This is a genomic window from Paraburkholderia sp. GW821-FHT02A12 (genome assembly GCF_059422005.1).
Genome location: NZ_JBWKWA010000002.1, coordinates 1,568,160 through 1,589,502 on the forward strand (window position 1 = coordinate 1,568,160; position 21,343 = coordinate 1,589,502).

The window sequence follows — 21,343 nt, forward strand, 5'->3', positions numbered from 1 at the left end:
TTTATTTTGCAGGGTTACGCCGTCATGACGCTCCTTCGACGCCCCCGCGACGACAACTCGAATTACGGCAACGAGATCGTCAGCGTAGCCGACTGCGGCCCGAGCTTGACCACTTGCGAATACGGCGCGAGCGTATGCAGCGTCTGATCGCGCAGATACGTGTTCAGGCCGAGGTAAGCCAGCAGCCCGACCAGCGCGAACACCGCGCCGATCGACCACAACGGCACCTCGCGCTTGAGCCGGTGCGCGACCTGGTCGGGCACCGGCCAGTGCGGCGCGAACGGCGCGCGCTTGCCCTTCATATGCGCGATTTCATCGCCGATACGCGCGGTCAGATACGCGAGCTTCTCCGGCCCTTCGAGCAGATACTTGCCCTGAAAGCCGAGCAGCAGACACATGTGAAACACCTCGAGCGATTGCAGCCGGGCGGCGCCTTGCGCGCGGCATTCCTCGAGATACTGGAAGAATTTCTCGCCCGCCAGCTGCTCGCCGAACAGCACCAGCTGCAGCGGACGGCGCTCCCATTCAGTACGGATCCTGAACGTCGACGACAGCACCGATTCGTCGATCGCCGCGCAGAACGCAAACTTCGACGCGTACACGTCTTCCGCCGACGCGTTGAGCTTTTTCGCGCCGCGTTCGAAGTCGCCGAGAAACTGCTGGATACGCTGGCTGAATTCGTGCGCGTCGCCGGGCTCGCGGCCGTTCTTCAGCAGGAACAGCATGAAGAAGCCGTCGTACAGCAGATCGAGCAGCGAGCGAACCTGGTAGCTCGGCTCGGCGGCGGGGGCGGGCGGCGCGGCAGGCGTGCTGCCGCCAAACAGGGAAGGCGCGTAGCTCATGATGTGACGGCGATCAGTTCGAGTTGAAGATCGTTGATGCCCGACGGTGCGTAGATCATCGCCGATTGGGCCTGCAACATGCGGTCATACAGTGCGCCGCGCGATTCGAAGGAGAAGTAGCATGCGCCCGGCCGTACCGGAATGGCGGGCGGCACCTGCGGCGTGTAGACGAGCCGCACGCCCGGCATTGCCGAGAGCACCAGCTTGTCAACGTCGTCCGGCGCGCCGACCTTGAAGCGCGCGGGCACGGCTTCGACGAGTTCGGCGGTCGGCATGTCCGCCGACACCGCGATATAGAACATGGTCTTGTCGTCGATCTTGCCCGAGTCGAGCCGGCCGGCATGGAACGACGGCCGTACCTCTTCGAGAGCAATCGCGAAGTAGCGTGTCGAGATCACCGTTTCGAGCAGATCGCGCAGGATCGTGTCGAGCCGCGCGAAGCCCGGGCCCGGATCGTCGTGCCGGTAAGCGGGCAGATCGGACAGCGCATAACCCTTCGAAAACGTCATCAACTGGCCGGCAAGACGCAGCAGCTCCTGGAACAGGCGCTCCGGATGCAGCGCCGGGTGCTGATACAGATGCGCAAGCGACGCGAACGCCGCGCTCGCGGTGTGCAGCAGCCAGAACGACGCGATGTCGCCGGAACGGAACTCGATGATGTTCTTGGTCGGCTCGCGGTGAAAACCGTACAGCGCATTGACCTTGGCTTGCAATGCGTCGATCAGTTGGCGCAGCCGCTGGTGCAGGATCGCCGACGCGTCGATCGCGAGGCAGGGCGGCACGAAGCTGTCGTCGATCTCGAAGCCCGAAGTAGCGGTGCGGCGCACGCGCACGAGCGGCACCGACAGCAACTGGTCGCGCGGCTCGCTATGCGCAATGAGTTTGACGCTGGTCTTCAGGAAGGTGATGTCGGCTTCGGCGGCGTCGGTGAAATGGTCCGACACCGGCGTCTGCTCGCTGACGTAACGCGACACGAAGCCCGCGTTGCTGTCGTGCGAATAGTTCGCGCCGGTTTCGCGCAGCGGATGCAGCGCCAGATAAAAGGTGAATTCGTTGATGCCGTCCGGCAAGGTGTCCAGCGCGATCGGCGGCGGCAGGTCGTCGGCTTGCGGCGCGGAGTAGAGCGCGCCGTCCGGAAACACCAGCGACAGTTCGCTCGCGCGCAGCACATTGCTGCCGAGCGCATCGCGGTCGACGCGCACCGAACGCACGCCCCAGTTGTATGGCTGGATTGCCTGAATCGATTCGAACAGGCGTGCTTCGTGATAGGCGTCCTGACGCTGAAAATGCTGCGGCCTGAGAAAAAGGCCTTCCCCCCAGAGCACTTTTGCGGAATAACTCATCTCAAACCTGTTATATGCGTTCAGCTTGTGGCACGCCCGGTGATAACCGATTCGAGCGCTGCATTGTTAATTCTCTAAAAACTGTTAAATCGTATTTGCCCGGCATCTTTAACCGCAACTTACGGAAGAAAGCATATTCAGCGGTTGCGCAGGCAATCCCTGTTCAGGCGGGATCACCGCGCCGTTGGTCACCGTCATTGCACAGTTATGCAGGCCGATCATTATGCCGGATTTCTCCGACTTCGCCGGATCGAAGGCGAATTTCCAGCGCTGCATCGCGGGATCGCGGAATAGCGCGACGATACCGAATGCCTGCGCTTCACGCGAGACTTTTTCAGTGACAACGTAGCGCTGACCCGGGATCAGCGTCACTTCGCGCACACCCAGCAAATCGTCGCCGAGCGTGGTCTTTTCCTTCGCGGGATCGGTAAAGGCGTCGAATGGCGCCTGCTGGAATGAAGTGGGGTCCTTCAGCACGTAAAGCCGAACGACGAGCGCCAATGGCCGTTTATCATTGGCGGCATTCAGATTCGGTGCGGCATATAACGTGAGCCCGACATTGCGCGGCGGCTTTTGCGCATCGGGCAGGTCCGGCTTGCCGAGGCCGCTGGCCTGCAAAGCCGCGTTGGCGGCGGCTCCCAGCACGGTCACGCCGGCCGCGCAGCCGCCCAGAAGCGCGCATGCAGCGGCGTTTGCAATCAATAGCAATGCACGGCGAACAAGACGCGAATTCATATACATCGACCGGCTCGACGCCGTCCCCCCGTCAAAACACCAATAACGAAACCAATCCGGCAATCGGCGGCAATCAGCAGCAACGCTATGCCGCGTATTGCGCTTTATGCAAAGCGCATTGCTGTCACAGCACTTGCATGCTTGCCGCCGGCCGAGCGGAAATTTTTTCCGTTCTCTGCTTTGCCACTATTGCACCAGGAAACAATTTCTGCATGTTTCGTTTAAATCGTCCGCATGCGTTTTTTTGTGCAATGCTTCTTCACACGAAAGTTGAATTATCGAAAATTGGCCTGTACTATACCCGCGCACTTGAAGCAAAGCAAAACTCCGGTTTCTCCTTGAATTAAAAAATTCGCACGTCGGTGAAAAACGATGAATGAGCGTCTGTTAGTAAAATTATCTGGGGTAGTGTTGGCATGCGGCGTGATTGCCGGCTGCGCGACACAAGGCAACAACGCAGCGACCACGCCGGAGGCTTTTAATAAGCAACTCGCGGACGCCGATACCGTCGCCAAGGGCGGTGATCAGGATCGTGCAATCGCGCTTTATCAGCAACTTTCCAAGTCCGATCCAACCCGTGAAGAACCGTGGTCGCGCATTGCCCAGATCCAGTTCACGCAAGGTCACTACGGCCAGGCCATCGTCGCTGCGCAAGAAGCGCTGCAACGCGATCAGACCGACCGTCAGGCGAAGAGCGTTCTGGCAGTAGCCGGCCTGCGCGTCGCCACGCAATCGCTCGGCGAATTGCGTCAGGATGCGTCGCTCGCGGGCGATGCGAAGTCCGACGCGCAAGCGCTCGCCAAGCAACTGCGCGACACGCTTGGCGAAGCCTCGTTGTTCCCGCCCGATCCGAGCGACAAACCCGCGGTGAAGAAGAAGCGCATCGTTCGCCACGTTCCGAAGGGCAAGCCCGCAGATGCGGCGGATACGGCCACCAGCGCGGCGGCTCCGGCTGCTACGCCTGCAGCACCGGCCGCGCCTGCAGCACCGGCGCCGGCCGCGGCGGCACCTGCCGCACCCGTCAAAGCCGCAAAAAGCGGCGGTGCATCCGATCCGTTCAGCGCACTGCGCTGATCCACACGCCTGATTCATCTGCATCCGGGAGCCGACGATGGCGAAGAAAGAAAGCATTCAAAAACGCTTGCAAAAAGTGCGGCCGCCCCGCGTTCAACTGACCTATGAGGTCGAGCGCGGCGATGCGATTGAAATAAAGGAGTTGCCGTTCGTCGTCGGTGTGGTGGCCGATCTGGCGGGGCAGTCCGAAATCGAACAGCCGAAGCTGCGCGATCGCAAGTTCGTCAACATCGATCGCGACAATTTCGACGACGTGATGAAGGCGATCGAACCGCGCGCAGCGTTCCAGGTTGAAAACCGTCTGAGCGAAGCGGGCGGCAAATTCGCCGTCGATCTGCGTTTCAAGTCGATGGCCGATTTCAATCCGGATGAGGTGGTCGCGCAAATCGAGCCGCTCGCGCGCCTGCTCGATGCGCGTTCGAAGCTCGCCGACCTGCGCAACAAGCTGGCCGGCAATGACAAGCTCGAGGACCTGCTGAGCGAAGTGCTCAACAACACGCAGCAGTTGCAAACGCTGGCGAAAGACCAGGGCAACGCAGCGGACCAGCACGCCGGCGCGCCGGATCATGACAAGCAGGGCGAATAAGTACGGGGTGTGAGATGAACCAGCAAACGGCAGCAGCCCAACTCGCCACCGCGCAAAGCGGCACGGAATCCACGCTGCTCGACGAAATCGTCGAGAAAAGCCGCGTGGCGAAGTCCGATTCGGAACACGCGCGTGCGAAGGACCTGATCGGCGAACTCGTGCATCAGGTGCTCGACGGCACCGTGGTGGTGTCCGACAATCTGTCGGCCACGATCGACGCGCGCGTCGCGGAACTCGACCGCCTGATCTCCGCGCAGCTGAGCGCGGTGATGCACGCGCCGGAATTCCAGCGTATGGAAAGCACGTGGCGCGGTCTGGACTACCTGTGCAAGGAAAGCAATACCGGTGCGACGGTCAAGATCAAGGCGCTGCATGCGCCCAAGCGCGACCTCGTGCGCGACTTCAAGACCGCGATCGAATTCGATCAGAGCGCACTCTTCAAGAAGGTGTATGAAGAAGAGTTCGGCACCTTCGGTGGCGCGCCGTTCGGCACGATCATCGGCGACTTCGAAGTGACCCGTCAGCCGGAAGACGTCTACTTCATCGAGCAGATGTCGCACGTGGCGGCGGCCGCGCATGCGCCGTTCATCGCGTCGGCGTCGCCCGAGTTGCTGGGCCTTGAAACCTTCGCGGATCTCGGCAAGCCGCGCGACCTCGGCAAGGTGTTCGACACGGTCGAATATGCAAAGTGGAAGTCGTTCCGCGACGCTGAAGATTCGCGCTATGTCGGCCTGACGTTGCCGCGTTTTCTCGGCCGCCTGCCGTTCAATCCGAAAGACGGCGCGACCGCGGAAGGCTTCAACTTCGTTGAAGATGTGGACGGCACCGATCACAGCAAATATCTGTGGTGTAACGCGGCGTGGGCCTTCGCGGCACGCCTGACGGCCGCATTCGACGACTTCGGCTGGTGCGCGGCGATTCGCGGCGTGGAAGGCGGCGGTCTGGTGGAAGATCTGCCCACCCACACGTTCAAGACCGACGACGGCGAAGTCGCGCTGAAATGCCCGACCGAAATCGCGATTACCGATCGCCGCGAAAAAGAATTGAGCGACCTCGGTTTCATTCCGCTCGTGCATTGCAAGAACTCGGACTATGCCGCGTTCTTCGCCGCGCAGTCGGTACAGAAGCCGAAGAAATACAGCACCGATAGCGCGAATGCGAACGCCGTGTTGTCCGCGCAGTTGCAATACATCTTCTCGGTGTCGCGCGTTGCGCACTACCTGAAAGCGATGATGCGCGACAAGATCGGCAGTTTCGCTTCAGCCGGCAATGTCGAAGTATTCCTGAACCGTTGGATCTCCCAGTACGTGCTGCTGGACGACAACGCGACTCAGGAGCAGAAAGCGCAGTTTCCGCTGCGTGAGGCATCGATACAGGTCTCGGAGATTCCGGGCAAGCCTGGCGCATATCGTTCGGTCGCATTTCTGCGCCCGCACTTTCAACTGGACGAGCTCTCGATCTCTTTGCGGCTTGTCGCTGACTTGCCGAAACCGGCAAATTCATAAACGAAGTCAGAAAGCCCGTGCGGGCCGCACGGGTAGGCTGTTAAAACCACCTCTTTGGGGAGTCGATGAGTTATGAAGGACATCTATTTAAAATTCGGCAATCCGGCGATCAAAGGCGAGTCCGCCGATAAGGATCATGCTGGCTGGATCGAAATCGATTCGTGGAGCCACTCGATCACGCAGCCGCGTTCGGCGACGGCTTCGACGGCGGGCGGTCACACGTCCGAGCGTTGCGAACATGCTGACATGCAGTTCACGAAAGATATCGACGTGGTCAGCCCGCTGATCTATCAACACGCATCGGGCGGCACCACGTTCGACGAAGTGACGATCGACTTCATGCGTTCGGACGGCGAAGGCAACCGCATCAAGTACCTGGAAGTTAAACTCAAGTACGTGATCATCTCGAGCGTGACGCCGAGCGTGGTGGGCGAAGGCCTGCCGAGCGAACAGTTCTCGCTGAAGTACGCTGCCGTGCAGTGGAAGTACACGCAGCAGAAGATCGGCGGCAACCAGGGAGGCAACGCGCAAGGAGCGTGGAGCCTGACGAAGAACGACAAGACGTACGCGGTCTGATGTCAGGGCGCACATGGCGCGCGCGGTGTAAATCCGCTTGCGCATGCTGTGCGCGCCTCGCGTCGAACCGGTTCTCGGTACCTGATGAAACGCTTCGAACCCAGCTTTCTCGACAAGCTGTTCGACGACGAACCGCATCTGCCGGCTTCCCCGGCGATGCGGCAATTGTCGTTGGACGAATTGAAGAGCACTGTCGCTCGCGACGTCGAGGCGATCCTGAACACGCGGATAGCGCTGACCGAACACGAACTGGCGGCGCTGCCGGAATGTCAGCGCTCGGTGCTGACGTACGGTCTGAACGATTTCGCGGGCCTGAGTCTCGCGAGTCATTACGACCGCACGTTCATCTGTAAATCGATTCAACAGGCAATTGCGCGGCACGAGCCGCGTCTGCAACAGGTTGCGGTAACGCTCGAGCTGAACGAACAATCGACCAACGCGCTCAACTTTGCGATTCAGGCGCTGCTGGTCGTGCATCCGGCAGAAGAACCGGTGAGTTTCGATGCGATGCTGCAGCCTTCCACGCTGCAATACTCGGTGACGCGCGCACGCGCGAAGCTTTAGTACCGCACTTCAGTACCGCTTTTCTGCCGCCGTTACGCGCAACGGCGGCGATAGTTTGGGCGGAGATGGTTCAGGTCCGGGGATAGATCGATGGAAGAATTGCTGCCGTATTACGAGCGCGAATTATCATTTCTGCGGCGCTATTCGCGCGATTTCGCCGAGCGCTATCCAAAGATCGCGGCGCGTCTGGCGATGTCCGGCGAGCACTGCGAAGATCCGCACGTCGAGCGGATGATCGAATCGTTCGCGCTGCTGGGCGCGCGCATCAACAAGAAACTCGACGACGACTACCCCGAATTCACTGAAGCGCTGCTGGAAGTGCTGTATCCGCACTATCTGCGGCCGTTTCCGTCTTGCTCGATCGCGCAGTTGGGGACCTCCGCCGCGCTCAGTCACCTGACCGAGCCGGTCCTGGTGGCGCGCGGCACTGAACTCAAATCGCGGCCGATTCGCGGCGTGCAATGCCGTTTCCGCACCGCCTACGACGTGACGCTGGCGCCGATTCGTATCTCCGAGGCGAAATACACGTCGGTGGCGATGGCGCCGAGCGCCACCATTTTGCCGGGCAACGCTACGGCGATCGTGTCGATCACGTTCGAATCGACGGCGCCGCAACTCGATCTGTCCGCGCTGAAAGTCGGTACGCTGCGCACGCACCTGCACGGCGAACAATCGTTTATCGCGGCGCTGGCCGATTGCCTGTTCGTCAACGCAATGGCCACCTATGTAGAACCTGACCGGCGCGGTGTGTGGAAGCAACTGCGTGAATCGCCGGTCGTGCAAGCGGGCTTCGATGAAGAAGACGCGCTGATCGACTATCCGGCCAAATCGCACCCGGCGTACCGGCTGCTGACCGAATACTTCGCATTCCCCGAAAAATTCAATTTCGCCGACTTCGATCTGGCGGCGATGACGCGCGCAAGCGGCCGCTGCCAGCGCCTGACGCTGCACGTCGTGCTCAAGGATGTGCGCAGCGATTCGCACGTCGCACGACTGCTCGATTCGTTGTCGGCGCATCATTTCCGGCTGTTCTGCACGCCGGTCGTCAATCTGTTCGAGCAGCACGGCGAGCCGATCCGGATCAGCCATCAGGCGATTTCGTATCCGGTGATCGCCGAAGCGCGCCGCGCGTTTGCGTATGAGGTTTATTCGATCGATTCGGTGCAGCTGGTCAGGCAGCAGGCGCATGAAGAATCGGTGATCGAATTCCGGCCGTTCTATTCGCTGCATCATGGCGAAGCGGGGCGGGCCGGGCATTACTGGTTCGCGCGGCGCAACGATTGGGTCGCGCAGAAAAGTCCCGGCTACGAGACCGAGATTTCGATCGTCGATATCGACTTCGAACCGGCCGCGCCGCAAACCGACACGCTTAGCCTCGATTTGACCTGCACCAATCGCGACTTGCCCGCTGGCCTCGCGGTGGGTCTCGAAGGCGGCGATCTGTATCTCGAAGGCGGTTCGCTGACCGGCAGCATCACGATGCTGCGCCGGCCGACGCCGAGCGTGCGTTTCGAACGCGGGCGCGCCGCGCACTGGCGGCTGATTTCGCATCTGGCGCTGAATCATGTATCGCTCGCCAATAGCGGCTTGTCGGCGCTCAAGGAAATGCTGGTTCTGTACGATTTGCGGCGCACGGCGGTGTCCGCGCGGCATATCGACGGGCTGGTGGGCATCGAACAGCGCGCGGCCGTGCAATGGCTGCCGGGCAAACCGTTCGCGACGTTCGTGCGCGGCATCGAGATCCGCCTGACGATCGACGAAGAGCATTTCGTCGGTACGAGCCTCGCGTCGTTCGTGCGGGTGATCGACACGTTTTTTGGGCTGTACGTGCATCTGAACAGCTTTGTGCAACTGGTCGTCGTGTCGAAGCGCACCGGCGAGGAGATCCTGCGATGCAAACCGCGCAGCGGCGAATCGATTCTGGCGTAGTCGAGCAGCTTCTCGACGAACCGCATCGCTTCGAGTTTTTTCAGGCGGTGCGGATTCTCGAGAAGTGGTTCGCGCAGCAAACGCCGTCAAGTGCCGGACGTCCTGGCGAAATCGTCGCGCAGCGGATTGCCTTTCGCAATTCGCTGTCGATGTCGTTTCCGCCGAGCGAAATTCACAGCGCACAGTCTTACGACGACGCAGGCGCAGCGCTGAAAGAGAAACCGCAGCGCACGGCCGCGCTCGAAGACGGTTCACTCGACAAGGTCGATATCACGCCGGCGTTTTTCGGTTTGCTCGGTGGCCAGGGCGCATTGCCGTTGCACTACACCGAACAGATCATCGAGCGCGAGCAGATCAGGCGCGATCGCGCGGCGCGCGAGTTCTTCGACGTATTTTCGAATCGCGCGACCGCGCTGTTCTACGCGGCATGGAAGAAATACCGGCTGCCGTTTCATTACGAACTGGATCGCGACGAACGCTATCTGCCGCTGTTGCTCGCGTTGGCCGGCGTCGCCGACGACGACACGCGCAACAGTCTGCAAAGCGGCGACGGCGCGCTGTTCGACGAAGCGATTGCCGGCTACGCACTGGCCGCGCGGCATCGGCCGGTGTCGGCGGCGTATCTGCAACGCACGCTGTCGGAGTACTTCAAGGTGCCGGTGCGCGTCGAGCAGTTCGTCGGCAAATGGTACGACGTGCCGCGCGATCAGCTCACCGTGCTCGGCAGCGTCAACGCGACGCTCGGCGCCACCGCGCTGGCGGGCGAACGGGTCTGGCAGCGCGACATGCGCGCGCGGCTCGTGATCGGACCGCTCGACAAGCAGAACTACGAAGCGTTCTTACCCGGCGCCGAGCGTGCCGTCGCGCTCGAACGCATGCTGACGCTGCTCGCCGGCGTGACGCTCGAATACGAGGTCTCGCTGGTGTTGCGCCGTGCGGAGGTGGGCGCAAGCATTCTTGGCAACGGCGCGCGCCTCGGCTGGGACGCGTTCCTGTGCACCAGGGAAGCCGACGGCGATCGCGCGGATGCCCGCTACGAATTGCACGTGATTCACTGACCATAACGATAGAACCTGGACCCGGATCTCACGACATGAGCACGTCCCTCAACACCCTGATCGCCAAACTGAATCCGACCTGCCGGCAGGCGGCTTTGCTGGCGGCGAACAATTGTCTCGCACGCGGTCACTATGAGGTCGACCTTGAACATCTGTTGCTGGCGCTGCTCGATGAACCGGCGAGCGATGTCGCGCTGGTGCTGCGCGCGAGCAAGGTCGATGCGCACGCGCTGCGCGCCGATCTCGAACGCGAGTTGCAGCGTTTGAAAAGCGGCAATACGCGCACTCCGGTGTTCTCGGTGCATCTGATCGCGCTGCTCGAACAGGCGTGGCTGATTGCATCGCTCGATTCACAGATCGGGCGGATTCGTTCGGGGCATCTGTTGCTGGCGCTGCTGAGCGCGCCGGACCTCGCGCAGTTTGCAGAGCGCATGTCGCCGCTGCTGCGCGATGTGCGTGTGACGGATCTGAAGCACAAGTTCGACGAACTGACCGCCGGGTCGCGTGAAGTCGAACGCGGCCAGGCAACGGAGAACGCGCCTGAAGGCGCCGGGAACCCGGCGGCGGCCGATGCAACGCCCGGTGCGCCTTCGAAAACGCCCGCCCTCGATACTTACACGAGCAATCTCACGCAGCGTGCGCGCGAAGGCAAGATCGATCCGGTGATCGGCCGTGAAGGCGAAATTCGCCAGACCATCGATATTCTGATGCGCCGCCGGCAGAACAATCCGATCATGACGGGCGAGGCGGGTGTCGGCAAGACGGCGGTGGTCGAAGGACTCGCGCGGCGCATTGCAGCGGACGACGTGCCCGCACCGCTGAAAGGCGTCGCACTGCATGTGCTCGATATGGGGCTGCTGCAAGCCGGCGCGAGCGTCAAGGGCGAATTCGAGAACCGTCTGAAGAACGTGATCGACGAGGTCAAGAAGAGCCCGCATCCGATCATTCTGTTTATCGATGAAGCGCATACGATCATCGGCGCCGGTGGCCAGGCCGGGCAGAACGATGCGGCGAATCTGCTGAAGCCGGCGTTGGCGCGCGGCGAATTGCGCACCATCGCGGCAACCACCTGGAGCGAATACAAGAAGTACTTCGAAAAAGACGCGGCGCTCGCGCGGCGTTTCCAGGTCGTCAAGATCGAGGAGCCGAGCGAGACGCTGGCGGCGGCGATGCTGCGCGGCATGGCCGCGTTGATGGAAAAGCACTTCAATGTCCGCGTGCTCGACGACGCGATCACCGAAGCGGTGCGTCTGTCGCATCGCTACATCAGCGGACGTCAGTTGCCGGACAAGGCGATCAGCGTGCTCGACACCGCCTGCGCGAAGGTCGCGCTCGCGCATAGCTCGACGCCCGCCGCCATCGACGACACAAAGAAACGGCTCGAACGTATCGACGCTGAAATCGCCGCGCTGGAACGCGAAGTGGCGAGCGGCGCGCTGCACGACGAGCGGCTCGCGGAACTCCTCAGCCTGCGCGAAGAAGACCTGAAGGATCTCGCCGAAGACGAAGCGCGCTACGACAAGGAGCGCGCGCTGGTCACGGAGATCGTCGGCTTGCGCGCGGAAATCGACGCGGCGCGGGTGAGCAGCGCGGACGCCGGGCAGGCCGAAAAGGCGCAGCAGGCGCGCGAAACGCTTGCCACGCGCGTCGCCGAATTGCACGCATTGCAGGGCGGTCAACCGATGGTGCCGTTGCAGGTCGACGCTCACGTGGTTGCAGAAATCGTCGCCTCGTGGACCGGCATTCCGCTCGGCCGCATGGTCAAGGACGAAATCCAGACCGTGCTGAACTTGCAACCGCTGCTGGCCGCGCGCGTGATCGGCCAGGATCATGCGCTCGAAGCGGTCGCGCAACGCGTGCGCACCGCCAGCGCGAATCTCGAAGACCCGAACAAACCGCGTGGCGTGTTCATGTTCGTCGGACCGTCGGGTGTCGGCAAGACCGAAACCGCGCTGGCGCTTGCCGATGTGTTGTATGGCGGCGAACGCAAGATGGTCGCCATCAACATGAGCGAGTATCAGGAAGCGCATAGTGTGTCGGGCCTGAAGGGCTCGCCGCCGGGCTATGTCGGTTACGGCGAGGGCGGCGTGCTGACCGAGGCGGTGCGGCGCAATCCGTATTCGGTGGTGCTGCTCGACGAAGTCGAAAAGGCGCATCCGGATGTGCTCGAAATGTTCTTCCAGGTGTTCGACAAGGGCATGATGGACGACGCCGAAGGACGCGAAATAGATTTCCGCAATACGCTGATCATTCTGACCTCGAACGTCGGCTCGCAAGCGGTGATGCAGGCGTGCCTGAACAAGAGCGCCGAAGCGTTGCCGGACGCCGACGCACTCGCCGAGACCTTGCGCCCGCAGTTGTACAAAGCGTTCAAACCGGCGTTTCTCGGCCGCATGAAAGTGGTGCCGTACTATCCGATTTCGGATGACGTGCTCGCCGAAATCATCGAGTTGAAACTGCAGCGGATTCGCCGCCGCATCGAGTCGAATCACAAGGCGGTGTTCGAATGGGACGAATCGCTCGTCGACGCGGTGCTCGCGCGTTGTACCGAAGTGGATTCCGGTGCGCGCAATGTCGATCACATTCTGAACGGCACGCTCCTGCCTGAAGTCGCGCAGCAGGTGCTGGAGCGCATTGCGAACGGCGTCGCGATCGAACGCATCGCGGTGCGGGCGAGCGACGCGGGTGAGTTCGAATACACGGTTGTGTAAAGAGGCATGCCGCTGCGCCCGCCAATCTGTTTTAATGCCGTACTGGATACTTATTGCTTTCTGTCATGCCGACCAACCTGAACACGCTGCTGGCTCCGATCAATGAATCCTCGCCGTGCGGAGAAGATTTGCTGTTTTCGGCCGATTTCGATGCGATCCAGCACGCGCGCCGTTTCGAAGACCCGTCGCTGGATCAGGGCGAATGGGTCACGGATATCAAAGAGGCCGACTGGCCGTTCGTCGTCGAACGCTGTAGCCGCCTGCTGCAAACCCAGACCAAGGATTTGCGGCTGGCCGTGTGGCTGACCGAAGCGCTCGCGATCGAAGAGGGCGTCACCGGTCTCACGCAAGGTTATGCGTTGCTGACCGGGCTGTGCGAACGCTATTGGGATCATGTGCATCCGCTGCCTGAAGGCGACGATACCGAATACCGCCTCGGCAACGTCGCCTGGCTGGTCGGGCGCACCGGCGAGCTGCTGCGCGCGATGCCGCTGACTTCATCGCAAGGCAATTCGTACAGCACGATCGATTGGGACGTCGCCACGCATGTCGCGCAAGCGGTCAAACGCGATCCGGACCACGCCGACGATATCGCGCGCGGCAAGCCGTCGATCGAGCAGATCGAGGCTTCGAAACGCGCCACGCCACCTGCGTTTTATTCGGCGCTGCTGGCCGATCTGAAAGCGTTCGAAGCGTCGATGCTCGCGCTCGAACAGGAACTGGACCGGCGCGCCGAGGATTTCGCGCCGAGCTTCCGTCAGGTCAAGGACGCGTATGACAGCGTCTATCGTTTGGCCGAGCGCTTCGCACGCGAGCTTGGAGTGAGCGCGGAAGCGGCGCCGCCGAACGCACCGAAGCCAGACGAGCACGAACGCGCCGAGCCTACCTTCAAGACGTCACCGCAACGCGAGGAGCCCGTGTTGACGACCACGCCGGGCGGTCCGATTGCAGGAATCCAGAGCCGTGCGCAGGCCGTCGCCCAATTGCGCGCGGTGGCCAAGTTCTTTCGCAGCACGGAGCCGCATAATCCGGCCGCTTATCTCGCCGACAAGGCGGCGGAATGCGCGGATATGCCTTTGCATCAGTGGCTGTCCTCGGTCGTGAAAGACGATGGGTCGCTCGCGCATATTCGCGAGTTGCTGGGTGTGAAGCCTGACGAAAACAGCTAACACCATCCACGGCAGCAAACAAAAAAGCCTGGCACGCATGCCAGGCTTTTTTGTTTGAACGCGCCGCGCAAGCAGTAACTCAAGACCCCGCGCGAAACTCGATGCGCCGATTTCTCGCTCGCCCGTCGTTCGTATCGTTCGATGCGATGGGCTGATCCGGGCCGACGCCGGTCGTGGTCATCTGCTGGGGCGGAATGCCCCTGGCGACCAGATAACCCTTCACCGCATCCGCACGCGCCTGGCTCAGCGCGATATTCGACGTGCGATTGCCCGAGTTGTCGGTATGGCCGATGATCGCTACCGTCCTGGTCGTCATCTTCTGCAGCACTGCGGCCATCTGATCGAGAATCGCGCGGCCTTGCGGCGTGAGCGTCGCGCTGCCGGTTTCGAACTCGATCGTGCGATTCGCCAGGGTTTGATCGAGCAGGCCCTGTTCGGATGCGCTCACGCGCAGGCCGTTCTTGATCGTGTAGGTCGGATTCAGCGCGTTCGCCATATCGCTCGCGAGTTGCTGGCGCTGCGATTCGTTATGCACTTCGCCTTTCACGTCGATCTGGGTGCCGTCGATCGTCAACTGGCCTTTGCTGATCTGCTTCAACTGCGGGCCGATCAGCTTTTGCACGTTCGCGGACCAGTTCGGCGGCGTCGCCACATCGGCGACTTCGATCTGATCGACCACGTTGGCCGCGCCGTAGGTGTCGCGCAGCTTCGCCAGCACAGCCGCCCTGGTTGCTTCGTCCGGCACCTTGCCGCCGACCACCACCTGGCCCGGTGTCGCATTGGCAGGCGCCGGCGCCGCGCTGATCGCTCCGGTGCCCGCGCCCGTCGAACCGCTGGCCGCGGCAAGACCAGGCGTTGCGTTGCCCGACGACGCCGAAGCCTGCGCCGGCAAAGTCGTCGTGCGAATCGCAATGCCGCTGTTGTCGACCGGCGTGACGCGCGCCGGGCCGTCGTTGTCGGCATGGGCGAGGGCGCTGATCAGAAGCCCCGCCAGCAGCGTGGCGATGCGCGTGGAGTTGCTCAGCATCGTGTCACTCTCCCGTGAATGCTTCGCGGAACGTGTCGATGCTGACGCGCAGCGACAGTTGCGGTTGGTCGAGGTAACTGACGAGCTTGCTGATGCCATGGTCGTTTTGTGCGTGTTCGTCGATCCACTCGGGATCGTCGATATCGATGTTGTGCGCCGCGTACGCCTGCGGATCGACCACGCTGTGCAGCGTTTTGGCCGACGCGCCGTTAAAGCCGATGATGAGCCGTTCGCGCTCCGCAATCGTGCCGATGAAAATCGCCAGTTCGAAATCCGCCTGCGACACGAACGGTGCGATCAGTTCGAGCCAGAACGCGGCCACCAGGCTGCGGTAGAACGGATCGTTCGGCAGCGGCAGCGTCAGCCCGCGTTCGAGATGCGACGAGCCGCTTTGCATCACCGGGCGCAGCAGCGAACCGAGCGCCAGCATCGCGCCGCGCAGCCGCACCGGATGACCGCTCGCGAGCAGCATCTGTTCGAGGCCGGCGAGCGTCTGGTGCTCGACGAAATCGTTGAAGGTGCCGTCGTGCGGATTGCCGGGGCCACCACCGATTTCGATCGGCACCTGCGTTTCGCCGAGCGCCTGCAAGGCGCCGGCCGGCTCGCTGGTGCCGAGCAACGGCTTCATTTGCGACGCGACGCGAGACCACAGGCGCGCGAACGCCAGCGGACTGCGCGCGAGGAACGTCAGCGGTTTTTCGACTTCCAGAGCGGTCGCGGCAAGAAACGGAAAGCGCCGCGACGACTGATCGTGACTCGCCACCATATGACCGGCAATCGCCAGCTTGCTGCGCGAACCGAGGAACGCGAAGTGCATCGGCCTGGCGTTTTCGTAGACGATCTTCCAGCGCGGATCGTCGGTGAGCAATTCCATTGCTTCGGCGATCCAGCGGTCGAGCGTCGCCAGCAATTGCGGGTTATGCACGCTCTTTACAAAGTCGCCGCGCGACGGAATCTTGCCGAAGAAGGCGATTTGCGCCTGCACGGTTTGCGTCATTGCGCACCCCCTGTGTTCGAAACCGAGGCGGCGGTCGTGGCCGGCCGTGCCGCTTGCGAAGCCGGCGCGGTGGCGGGCGAAGCGCCCGTTGCACCCGTGGCCACTGCATTCACCGAATTACCCGCCGCGCTCACATCCGCCACCGACGACGGCAGCCGCAAGCCGCGCAGGCTCTGTTGTTGTGGCGCATCGCTGCTGCCGCCCGATGCCTGCGACGTGCTGATGATGCGCATGCTGACCGCCACCGTCACGTTGCCTTGCGTCCACGACAGATCGAAGGTGCCGTCCGGACGGCGCTTGCGCTGCGCCGAGTTGATCAGCTTCTCCAGACCATAACGGCCCGGCTCGTTGACCATTTGCAGCGTGCGGCCGTCGAAAGTGGTGGCGCTCAGCGTCGCGCCCGGCGAACCCGACGGATTCGGCCACACGAAGTTGGTCCACTGCGGCGGCGTGTTGCGGTAACGCAGCTGCTGGCCGTCGATCGCGAGCGTGTATTCCGTCGTGCCGCTGCTCGGCTGCGGCAGGATCTGGAACACGGTTTGCGGCTCGGACGAGCTTTGTGCCGACGCACTCGCCGCTCCGCCGGCAAGCGGCGCCACCCAGCGCGCGAAGCCGCTGGTGAAGTCAGGCGTCAGCGCGAGACCCATATCGCCCCACGTGCGAGCAGTGAGCGTGTCGCCGCGGCGTACCGCGAGCGGCCCGAGCGTGGTGCCGACGAACTTCGCGATCGCGCCGTCCGGCCCGAACACCTGGGCGATTTCGCCGGCGCCGGCTTCGACCTTCGCATCGCCCGAGAACGGATACTTGTTCGCCAGCGACCCCTGGAAGGTCTGATAGACCTGCGCATTCCAGACCTTGTTGACTTCGACGCTGGCCGGCTGGATCACCACTGCATACGCCGCCATCAGCGGACGCACCAGCAGCGGGCGCAGCGCCTTGCGTTGCGAATCGGTAAGGCCGGTGAGCATCTGCTCGTCGACGTATTTCAACGAATCGGCCAGCTCGGACCCGCTGCCGTCGAGCGTCTGCTGCATCAGCTGACGCGCGCCCGGTCCCGGATCGCCCTGGTTCTTGATCACGTTAAAGCGCGTGCGCACCTTCGAGAGCGTGTCCATGTAGCCCTTGAGCATCGAACCGTTGTCGCCGGTGACGACGACGCGGCCCAGCGCCGAGAACTCCTGGCCGATCGGGCCCATCGGCATTTCGACAGGATTGCCGTTGATGTCGATGTTGGCGTTGATCTGGCCGGTCGGCGCGCGCGAGAACCATTGCTTGAACCAGCTGGTGACGCCGGTTTGCGCGCGCTTCAGGCCCGCGTTGAAGAGCGACGGGTTATCCCACGAGGTCTGGTCGTACGCGGTTTCGAGCACCTTGCGGATCGGCGAATCCTGCGGGTCGCCGAGACGGTTCATCGCATCCACTGCCTGACCGAAGCTGCCGAAGCTCTGCACGGCAATGCCTTGCATGAACTTTTGCCAGTGCATCGCGTATTCGGTCTTGTACATCGTCACGAGCGCTTTCTGGATTTGCTCGGGACTGCCTTCCAAAGTCAGATCGTCGTGCGCGGACGTGTTGAGCACCCAGTCCTTCGCCTGCAGCTCCTTGGTGGCGGCATCGCGAATCGCCGGCTGCACGTACTGGAACCACGCTTCACGCGTGAAGGTGCCGGGGATCGCGTAGCTGCCCGCCACCAGCGCCGTATTGTTTTCGCCGACGATGCGCGCGATGGTCATCGGCGCGAAACGGGTCGACGCACGCGCCTTGATTTCCTCATAGACGCGCTGACGGGCCGGCATGCCGCGCACCACGCGGCGCAGATTCTCACGCGTCTGATCGACGAGGCCGAGGTTCTGGTCGATCATCGGCCAGTCGTTGTCGGATACGCGCGACAGGTAGAAGGTGATCATGCGTTCGGCGCTGCGGATCATCTCGTCGCGGGGCATGTTGCCGCGATTGGTTTCGAGCCAGCCGCGCCAGAAGCGGGCGACCTGATCGGTCAGGTGAGCCGTTTCGACGTGGCGCTTGTCGCTCAGCATCAGGTAGGTCTTGAGCGCGTTGTAGGCGTCTTCGACATTGGTCGGCGACGCATCGCTGTACAGGCCGCCCTGGCTGTTGGCCGCCATCGCCGTATGCGCCGACACGGGAATCGCTCCCGCATCCGGCGTACGGTTCATCGGCGCGAGCTGATCGGGATGCGCGTTGACGTCCTTCAGGAACGACGCGAGATTCTGCGAGACCGGATCGAGCAGGATCTGGCGAATGCCGTTGTAATACTCGGTAAGCAGGTGCTGCTCGAGACGGTCGCCCTGATACAGCCCGAGCGACACCGCAAGCGGCTTGTCGCGGCGGAACTGCTCGAGCTGGTCGATACGGTCTTCGAGAATGTCCATGGCCTGCAGGCGTGATTGCAGGTCGTTGCGGTTCTGTTGCAGGCGCACGACGTTGTCGAGGTCGGCCTTCACGTTGTCGGCGAGCTGCTGGTTGCCGATCGTCGACCATGTCCAGCCGCCGAGCGCCAGCGCGAGCACCGCGACGAAGCCGAAGAACGTCGCATAGCGCATGCGCGTCTTGGCCGGACTCGCGAATTGCTTGACCGTCTGACGGTCGGCAAAGATCACCTTGGAGAACAGATCACGCAGGAAGAAGCCGTTCTTCGAGAACGCGCTATGCGGCTTGGGCAGGTTGTCGGCACCCAGGCCGAAGCGATTGGCGATGCGGGTGGCCGCGGCGCTGTTGGTTTCACCTTCCTGCAATGCGCTAGTGAAGTAGAAGCCGCGGAAAATCGGCTTGTACTGGAACGGGTTGTTTTCGAACAACGTGGCGAGGAATGCGCGCAAGGCGGGCTTGATCGTCGAAAATTCGAGCGGGAAGCTCAGTTGACCCGGCGAAAGCTTGTTGCCGCGGTTGATCGACATCTGCGCGACGCTGATTTCTTTCAGACCGTCATACAGTTCTTCAAAATGCTCGTCGAACAGTCCCACGACGTCGCGCTTCTCGTCCGGCTCGTAGGGCAGGGTGGCGCCCCACACCCGGTCGTATTCGTGGCGGTCGCTGCCGCTGAAGAATTCGGTGAAGCCGGTAATCAGGTCGGCCTTGGTGAACATCACGTACACCGGCGCGAATACTTCGAGCTTCTCGGTGAGTTCCTGCACGCGCTGACGCAGATTCTTCGCGAGGTTGATCGCGAACTCGGGCTTGCTGCTGGTCAGTTCCGCAATGCTCGCCGTGACGATGATGCCGTTGATCGGCGCCTTCGGCCGGAAGCGCTTGAGCAGGCCGAGGAAGCCGAGCCACTCGGTGCGGTCTTCTTCATGCACGGAATAGCGGCCGGCGGTGTCGAGCAGAATGCCTTCGGTCGTGAAGAACCAGTCGCAATTGCGCGTACCGCCAATGCCGTGAATCACCGCGTTGTTCTTGTCGGCGAAGGGGAATTGCAAGCCCGAGTTCAGCACGGCGCTGCTCTTGCCCGCGGCCGGGTTGCCGATCACGATGTACCAGGGCAGTTCGTAAAGCGCCGAGCCGCCCGACACCTGGCCGATTTTCGAGGTCTTGATGGTCTTCACCGCGTCGACGAGGCGCGTGCGCAGCACGTCGAGTTCGGCCTGGCGCGCGGGTGTCGGCGCAGGGCCGGTTTCGGTCTGCTTTTCGGCCTGCTGTTCGAGCATTTCGCCGAGCTTGTTATTCGCGCGCCGCGCGCGCAGCCGGCGCACCAGCCAGACCAGCAGCCAGAGCGCGATCACCACGCCGAGGATGATGGCCGGCCACATCAGGTCGATCTGCAAGGTATCGGCGCCGATGAACAATACGGCAGCGAGCGCGAGCAAGCCGATGATCGAGAGCGTGCGGGGGTGAGTCAACACGTTGAGAATACGTCGCATAAGCCGTTCAGGTCTTGGTGATATGTGTTGTGGCGCGTGGAATGACTAACAGCGTGGCGCGGGCATCGGCAAAGCGGGGCGGCGCGGCGAGTGCGGCGCGTTTGGATCGGCCGGTGCGCCGCGCGGCCCGCATGCTCGAGACGCAGCCTTGGGCAAGCGTCAGGGCGGCGGGCGCCAGATTGCGTAAAAGCTTGAACAGAGGTTCGCTGCGTTTGAAATGAAACGAAAGCATATTCAGGCGAAAGTGAATGTAACCGGTTTGACCAGTCGGGAATGGACGGCCTCGCCGGTGATCATTGCATCGATGCCGTTATGCGCACGGCATTGCCGCTTTTCGCCAGAAAAATTGATTGAACGCCCCATTGCCAACCTCTTTATTGCCCGCTTCGCCTTAATGACCGCGCCCCAGCACGAAGCCGGGTTTGTGATATTCAACGTGCCCGAGATCCATCATTTTCCAGCGACCACCCCAGATCAGACCGACCTGTTCAGCCGTCTGCCCGTATAACTGATAGCCTCGCATGGCCCAGGGATCTTTTTCTGAAATGACGAGCTTGCCGTCGCGCAAAAACGCATTGTCAGCGGCAAGACCGTATTGGTGATAGCTCTGAAACGCTGCGGCATTGGTGACGTTGCCCCCCATTTGCGCCAGCCGGTTTTGCCGCTCCGGACTGCGATAACCTTCCAGCAATGCCATTTCATACCCATATTGCTCGTGCATGATTTTATAGACGAGCAATAAACGCGTCCTGAAGTCGGCGTCGAGCAAATTCCAGTCGCGGCTCGCATCTTTTAGCGCGGGCCGGATCTGCTCGACTTCCTGCGTCGCAAATACCTCGGGCGGCAGCGGCGGCGGGGGCACGAGCTGTTCGCCATTCAATAACGCAGCAATTTTCTCGTCAGGTACCCGCGCAGTGTCATCGAATTGGAATAATTGCCGGCCGCGTAATGCCAATGCCACCAATGGCGGCGTCGCAAGAATACCTGCGGTGGTAAAAATCAGCAAGCGCCGCTTCGCCAGTAAATTTTGCATATCGATCACAGTCGATTGCGAAATTTTTGCCGAGCGTGCTAATTGGCCACGAGCGCGCGATGCGCCTCGCGATGCCCGGCGCATAACACGACCATGAATATCGAGCGCAGCGCCTAATAAAGAGGCGCGTACCGCCGGCAATAGCAGCATTGCGGCGATCACAACGGCAATGGCGAAATAGGCAACAAGTACAACGGCAATCAAAGGCGACCCCGGAAATTGGAAACAATTGTATTTTGTAATGCTTGCTCTTAGAATCAGGCCTGCTCGGAGACGAGCCGGAACGGTATTATCACGGCGAAATAATCCAGGATTC

General features: G+C 61.9%; 19 protein-coding genes. 10 read left to right on the forward strand and 9 right to left on the reverse strand.

All coding sequences use genetic code 11. The annotated features are described in order from the left end of the window. Positions 1-62: 62 nt before the first annotated feature. The 3 genes from icmH to tssJ form a co-directional block, all read right to left on the reverse strand. A complete protein-coding gene (gene icmH, locus AC07WT_RS28485) occupies positions 63-842 on the reverse strand; it encodes a type IVB secretion system protein IcmH/DotU (RefSeq protein WP_492592278.1) in 780 nt (259 codons plus the stop codon). After that, positions 839-2,185 (reverse strand): type VI secretion system baseplate subunit TssK, encoded by a 1,347-nt coding sequence (gene tssK, locus AC07WT_RS28490; RefSeq protein WP_494949513.1) that lies wholly within the window; start codon positions 2,183-2,185, stop codon positions 839-841. Before tssK ends, icmH begins: the two co-directional genes overlap by 4 nt. A gap of 108 nt (positions 2,186-2,293) precedes the next feature. Continuing rightward, positions 2,294-2,920: a type VI secretion system lipoprotein TssJ gene (tssJ, locus tag AC07WT_RS28495; RefSeq protein ID WP_494949514.1), complete on the reverse strand. Its 627-nt coding sequence runs from the start codon at positions 2,918-2,920 to the stop codon at positions 2,294-2,296. On the opposite strand from tssJ, the gene AC07WT_RS28500 reads away from it, so the two are divergent. From AC07WT_RS28500 to tssA, 10 genes are all read left to right on the forward strand, one after another. Then, positions 2,866-3,267, forward strand: coding sequence for a hypothetical protein (locus AC07WT_RS28500; protein WP_494951152.1), 402 nt, complete (start codon positions 2,866-2,868; stop codon positions 3,265-3,267). The genes tssJ and AC07WT_RS28500 overlap by 55 nt on opposite strands. A 25-nt stretch (positions 3,268-3,292) precedes the next feature. Next, a complete protein-coding gene (locus AC07WT_RS28505) occupies positions 3,293-3,994 on the forward strand; it encodes a tetratricopeptide repeat protein (protein WP_494949515.1) in 702 nt (233 codons plus the stop codon). A gap of 37 nt (positions 3,995-4,031) precedes the next feature. Beyond that, positions 4,032-4,580: a type VI secretion system contractile sheath small subunit gene (gene tssB, locus AC07WT_RS28510; RefSeq protein WP_492592275.1), complete on the forward strand. Its 549-nt coding sequence runs from the start codon at positions 4,032-4,034 to the stop codon at positions 4,578-4,580. A 14-nt stretch (positions 4,581-4,594) separates the two neighbouring features. Next, positions 4,595-6,085 carry a type VI secretion system contractile sheath large subunit gene (tssC, locus tag AC07WT_RS28515; protein ID WP_492592274.1) on the forward strand — a complete coding sequence of 497 codons (1,491 nt, stop codon included), beginning with the start codon at positions 4,595-4,597 and terminating at the stop codon, positions 6,083-6,085. 72 nt (positions 6,086-6,157) lie between these two features. After that, the gene (locus tag AC07WT_RS28520; protein WP_006052923.1) at positions 6,158-6,661 is read left to right on the forward strand and encodes an Hcp family type VI secretion system effector; all 504 of its coding nucleotides are present in this window, start codon (positions 6,158-6,160) and stop codon (positions 6,659-6,661) included. An 84-nt stretch (positions 6,662-6,745) separates the two neighbouring features. Then, the gene (gene tssE / locus AC07WT_RS28525) at positions 6,746-7,225 is read left to right on the forward strand and encodes a type VI secretion system baseplate subunit TssE (protein ID WP_007176945.1); all 480 of its coding nucleotides are present in this window, start codon (positions 6,746-6,748) and stop codon (positions 7,223-7,225) included. A 90-nt stretch (positions 7,226-7,315) separates the two neighbouring features. Then, positions 7,316-9,154: a type VI secretion system baseplate subunit TssF gene (tssF, locus tag AC07WT_RS28530; protein ID WP_494949516.1), complete on the forward strand. Its 1,839-nt coding sequence runs from the start codon at positions 7,316-7,318 to the stop codon at positions 9,152-9,154. After that, positions 9,118-10,212, forward strand: coding sequence for a type VI secretion system baseplate subunit TssG (gene tssG / locus AC07WT_RS28535; protein WP_494949517.1), 1,095 nt, complete (start codon positions 9,118-9,120; stop codon positions 10,210-10,212). Before tssF ends, tssG begins: the two co-directional genes overlap by 37 nt. A gap of 35 nt (positions 10,213-10,247) precedes the next feature. Continuing rightward, positions 10,248-12,923 (forward strand): type VI secretion system ATPase TssH, encoded by a 2,676-nt coding sequence (gene tssH / locus AC07WT_RS28540; protein ID WP_494949518.1) that lies wholly within the window; start codon positions 10,248-10,250, stop codon positions 12,921-12,923. 65 nt (positions 12,924-12,988) lie between these two features. Next, on the forward strand, positions 12,989-14,092 hold the full coding sequence (gene tssA / locus AC07WT_RS28545; RefSeq protein WP_494949519.1) for a type VI secretion system protein TssA: 1,104 nt from the start codon (positions 12,989-12,991) through the stop codon (positions 14,090-14,092). Between the two features lie 79 nt (positions 14,093-14,171). On the opposite strand, the gene AC07WT_RS28550 is transcribed toward tssA, so the two are convergent. The 6 genes from AC07WT_RS28550 to AC07WT_RS28575 are packed head-to-tail and all read right to left on the reverse strand — an operon-like array spanning position 14,172 to position 21,231. Then, positions 14,172-15,119 (reverse strand): OmpA family protein, encoded by a 948-nt coding sequence (locus AC07WT_RS28550; protein ID WP_494949520.1) that lies wholly within the window; start codon positions 15,117-15,119, stop codon positions 14,172-14,174. Between the two features lie 4 nt (positions 15,120-15,123). Next, positions 15,124-16,116 carry a type VI secretion system-associated protein TagF gene (tagF, locus tag AC07WT_RS28555; RefSeq protein ID WP_115105311.1) on the reverse strand — a complete coding sequence of 331 codons (993 nt, stop codon included), beginning with the start codon at positions 16,114-16,116 and terminating at the stop codon, positions 15,124-15,126. Then, positions 16,113-19,994, reverse strand: coding sequence for a type VI secretion system membrane subunit TssM (tssM, locus tag AC07WT_RS28560; protein WP_494949521.1), 3,882 nt, complete (start codon positions 19,992-19,994; stop codon positions 16,113-16,115). Before tssM ends, tagF begins: the two co-directional genes overlap by 4 nt. A 7-nt stretch (positions 19,995-20,001) precedes the next feature. Further along, entirely contained in the window at positions 20,002-20,226 is a 225-nt protein-coding gene (locus tag AC07WT_RS28565; RefSeq protein ID WP_494949522.1) for a hypothetical protein, read from the reverse strand. A 2-nt stretch (positions 20,227-20,228) separates the two neighbouring features. Beyond that, entirely contained in the window at positions 20,229-20,357 is a 129-nt protein-coding gene (locus AC07WT_RS28570; protein WP_494949523.1) for a hypothetical protein, read from the reverse strand. A 28-nt stretch (positions 20,358-20,385) separates the two neighbouring features. Continuing rightward, positions 20,386-21,231, reverse strand: coding sequence for a M15 family metallopeptidase (locus tag AC07WT_RS28575; protein ID WP_494949524.1), 846 nt, complete (start codon positions 21,229-21,231; stop codon positions 20,386-20,388). Between the last annotated feature and the right edge of the window lie 112 nt (positions 21,232-21,343).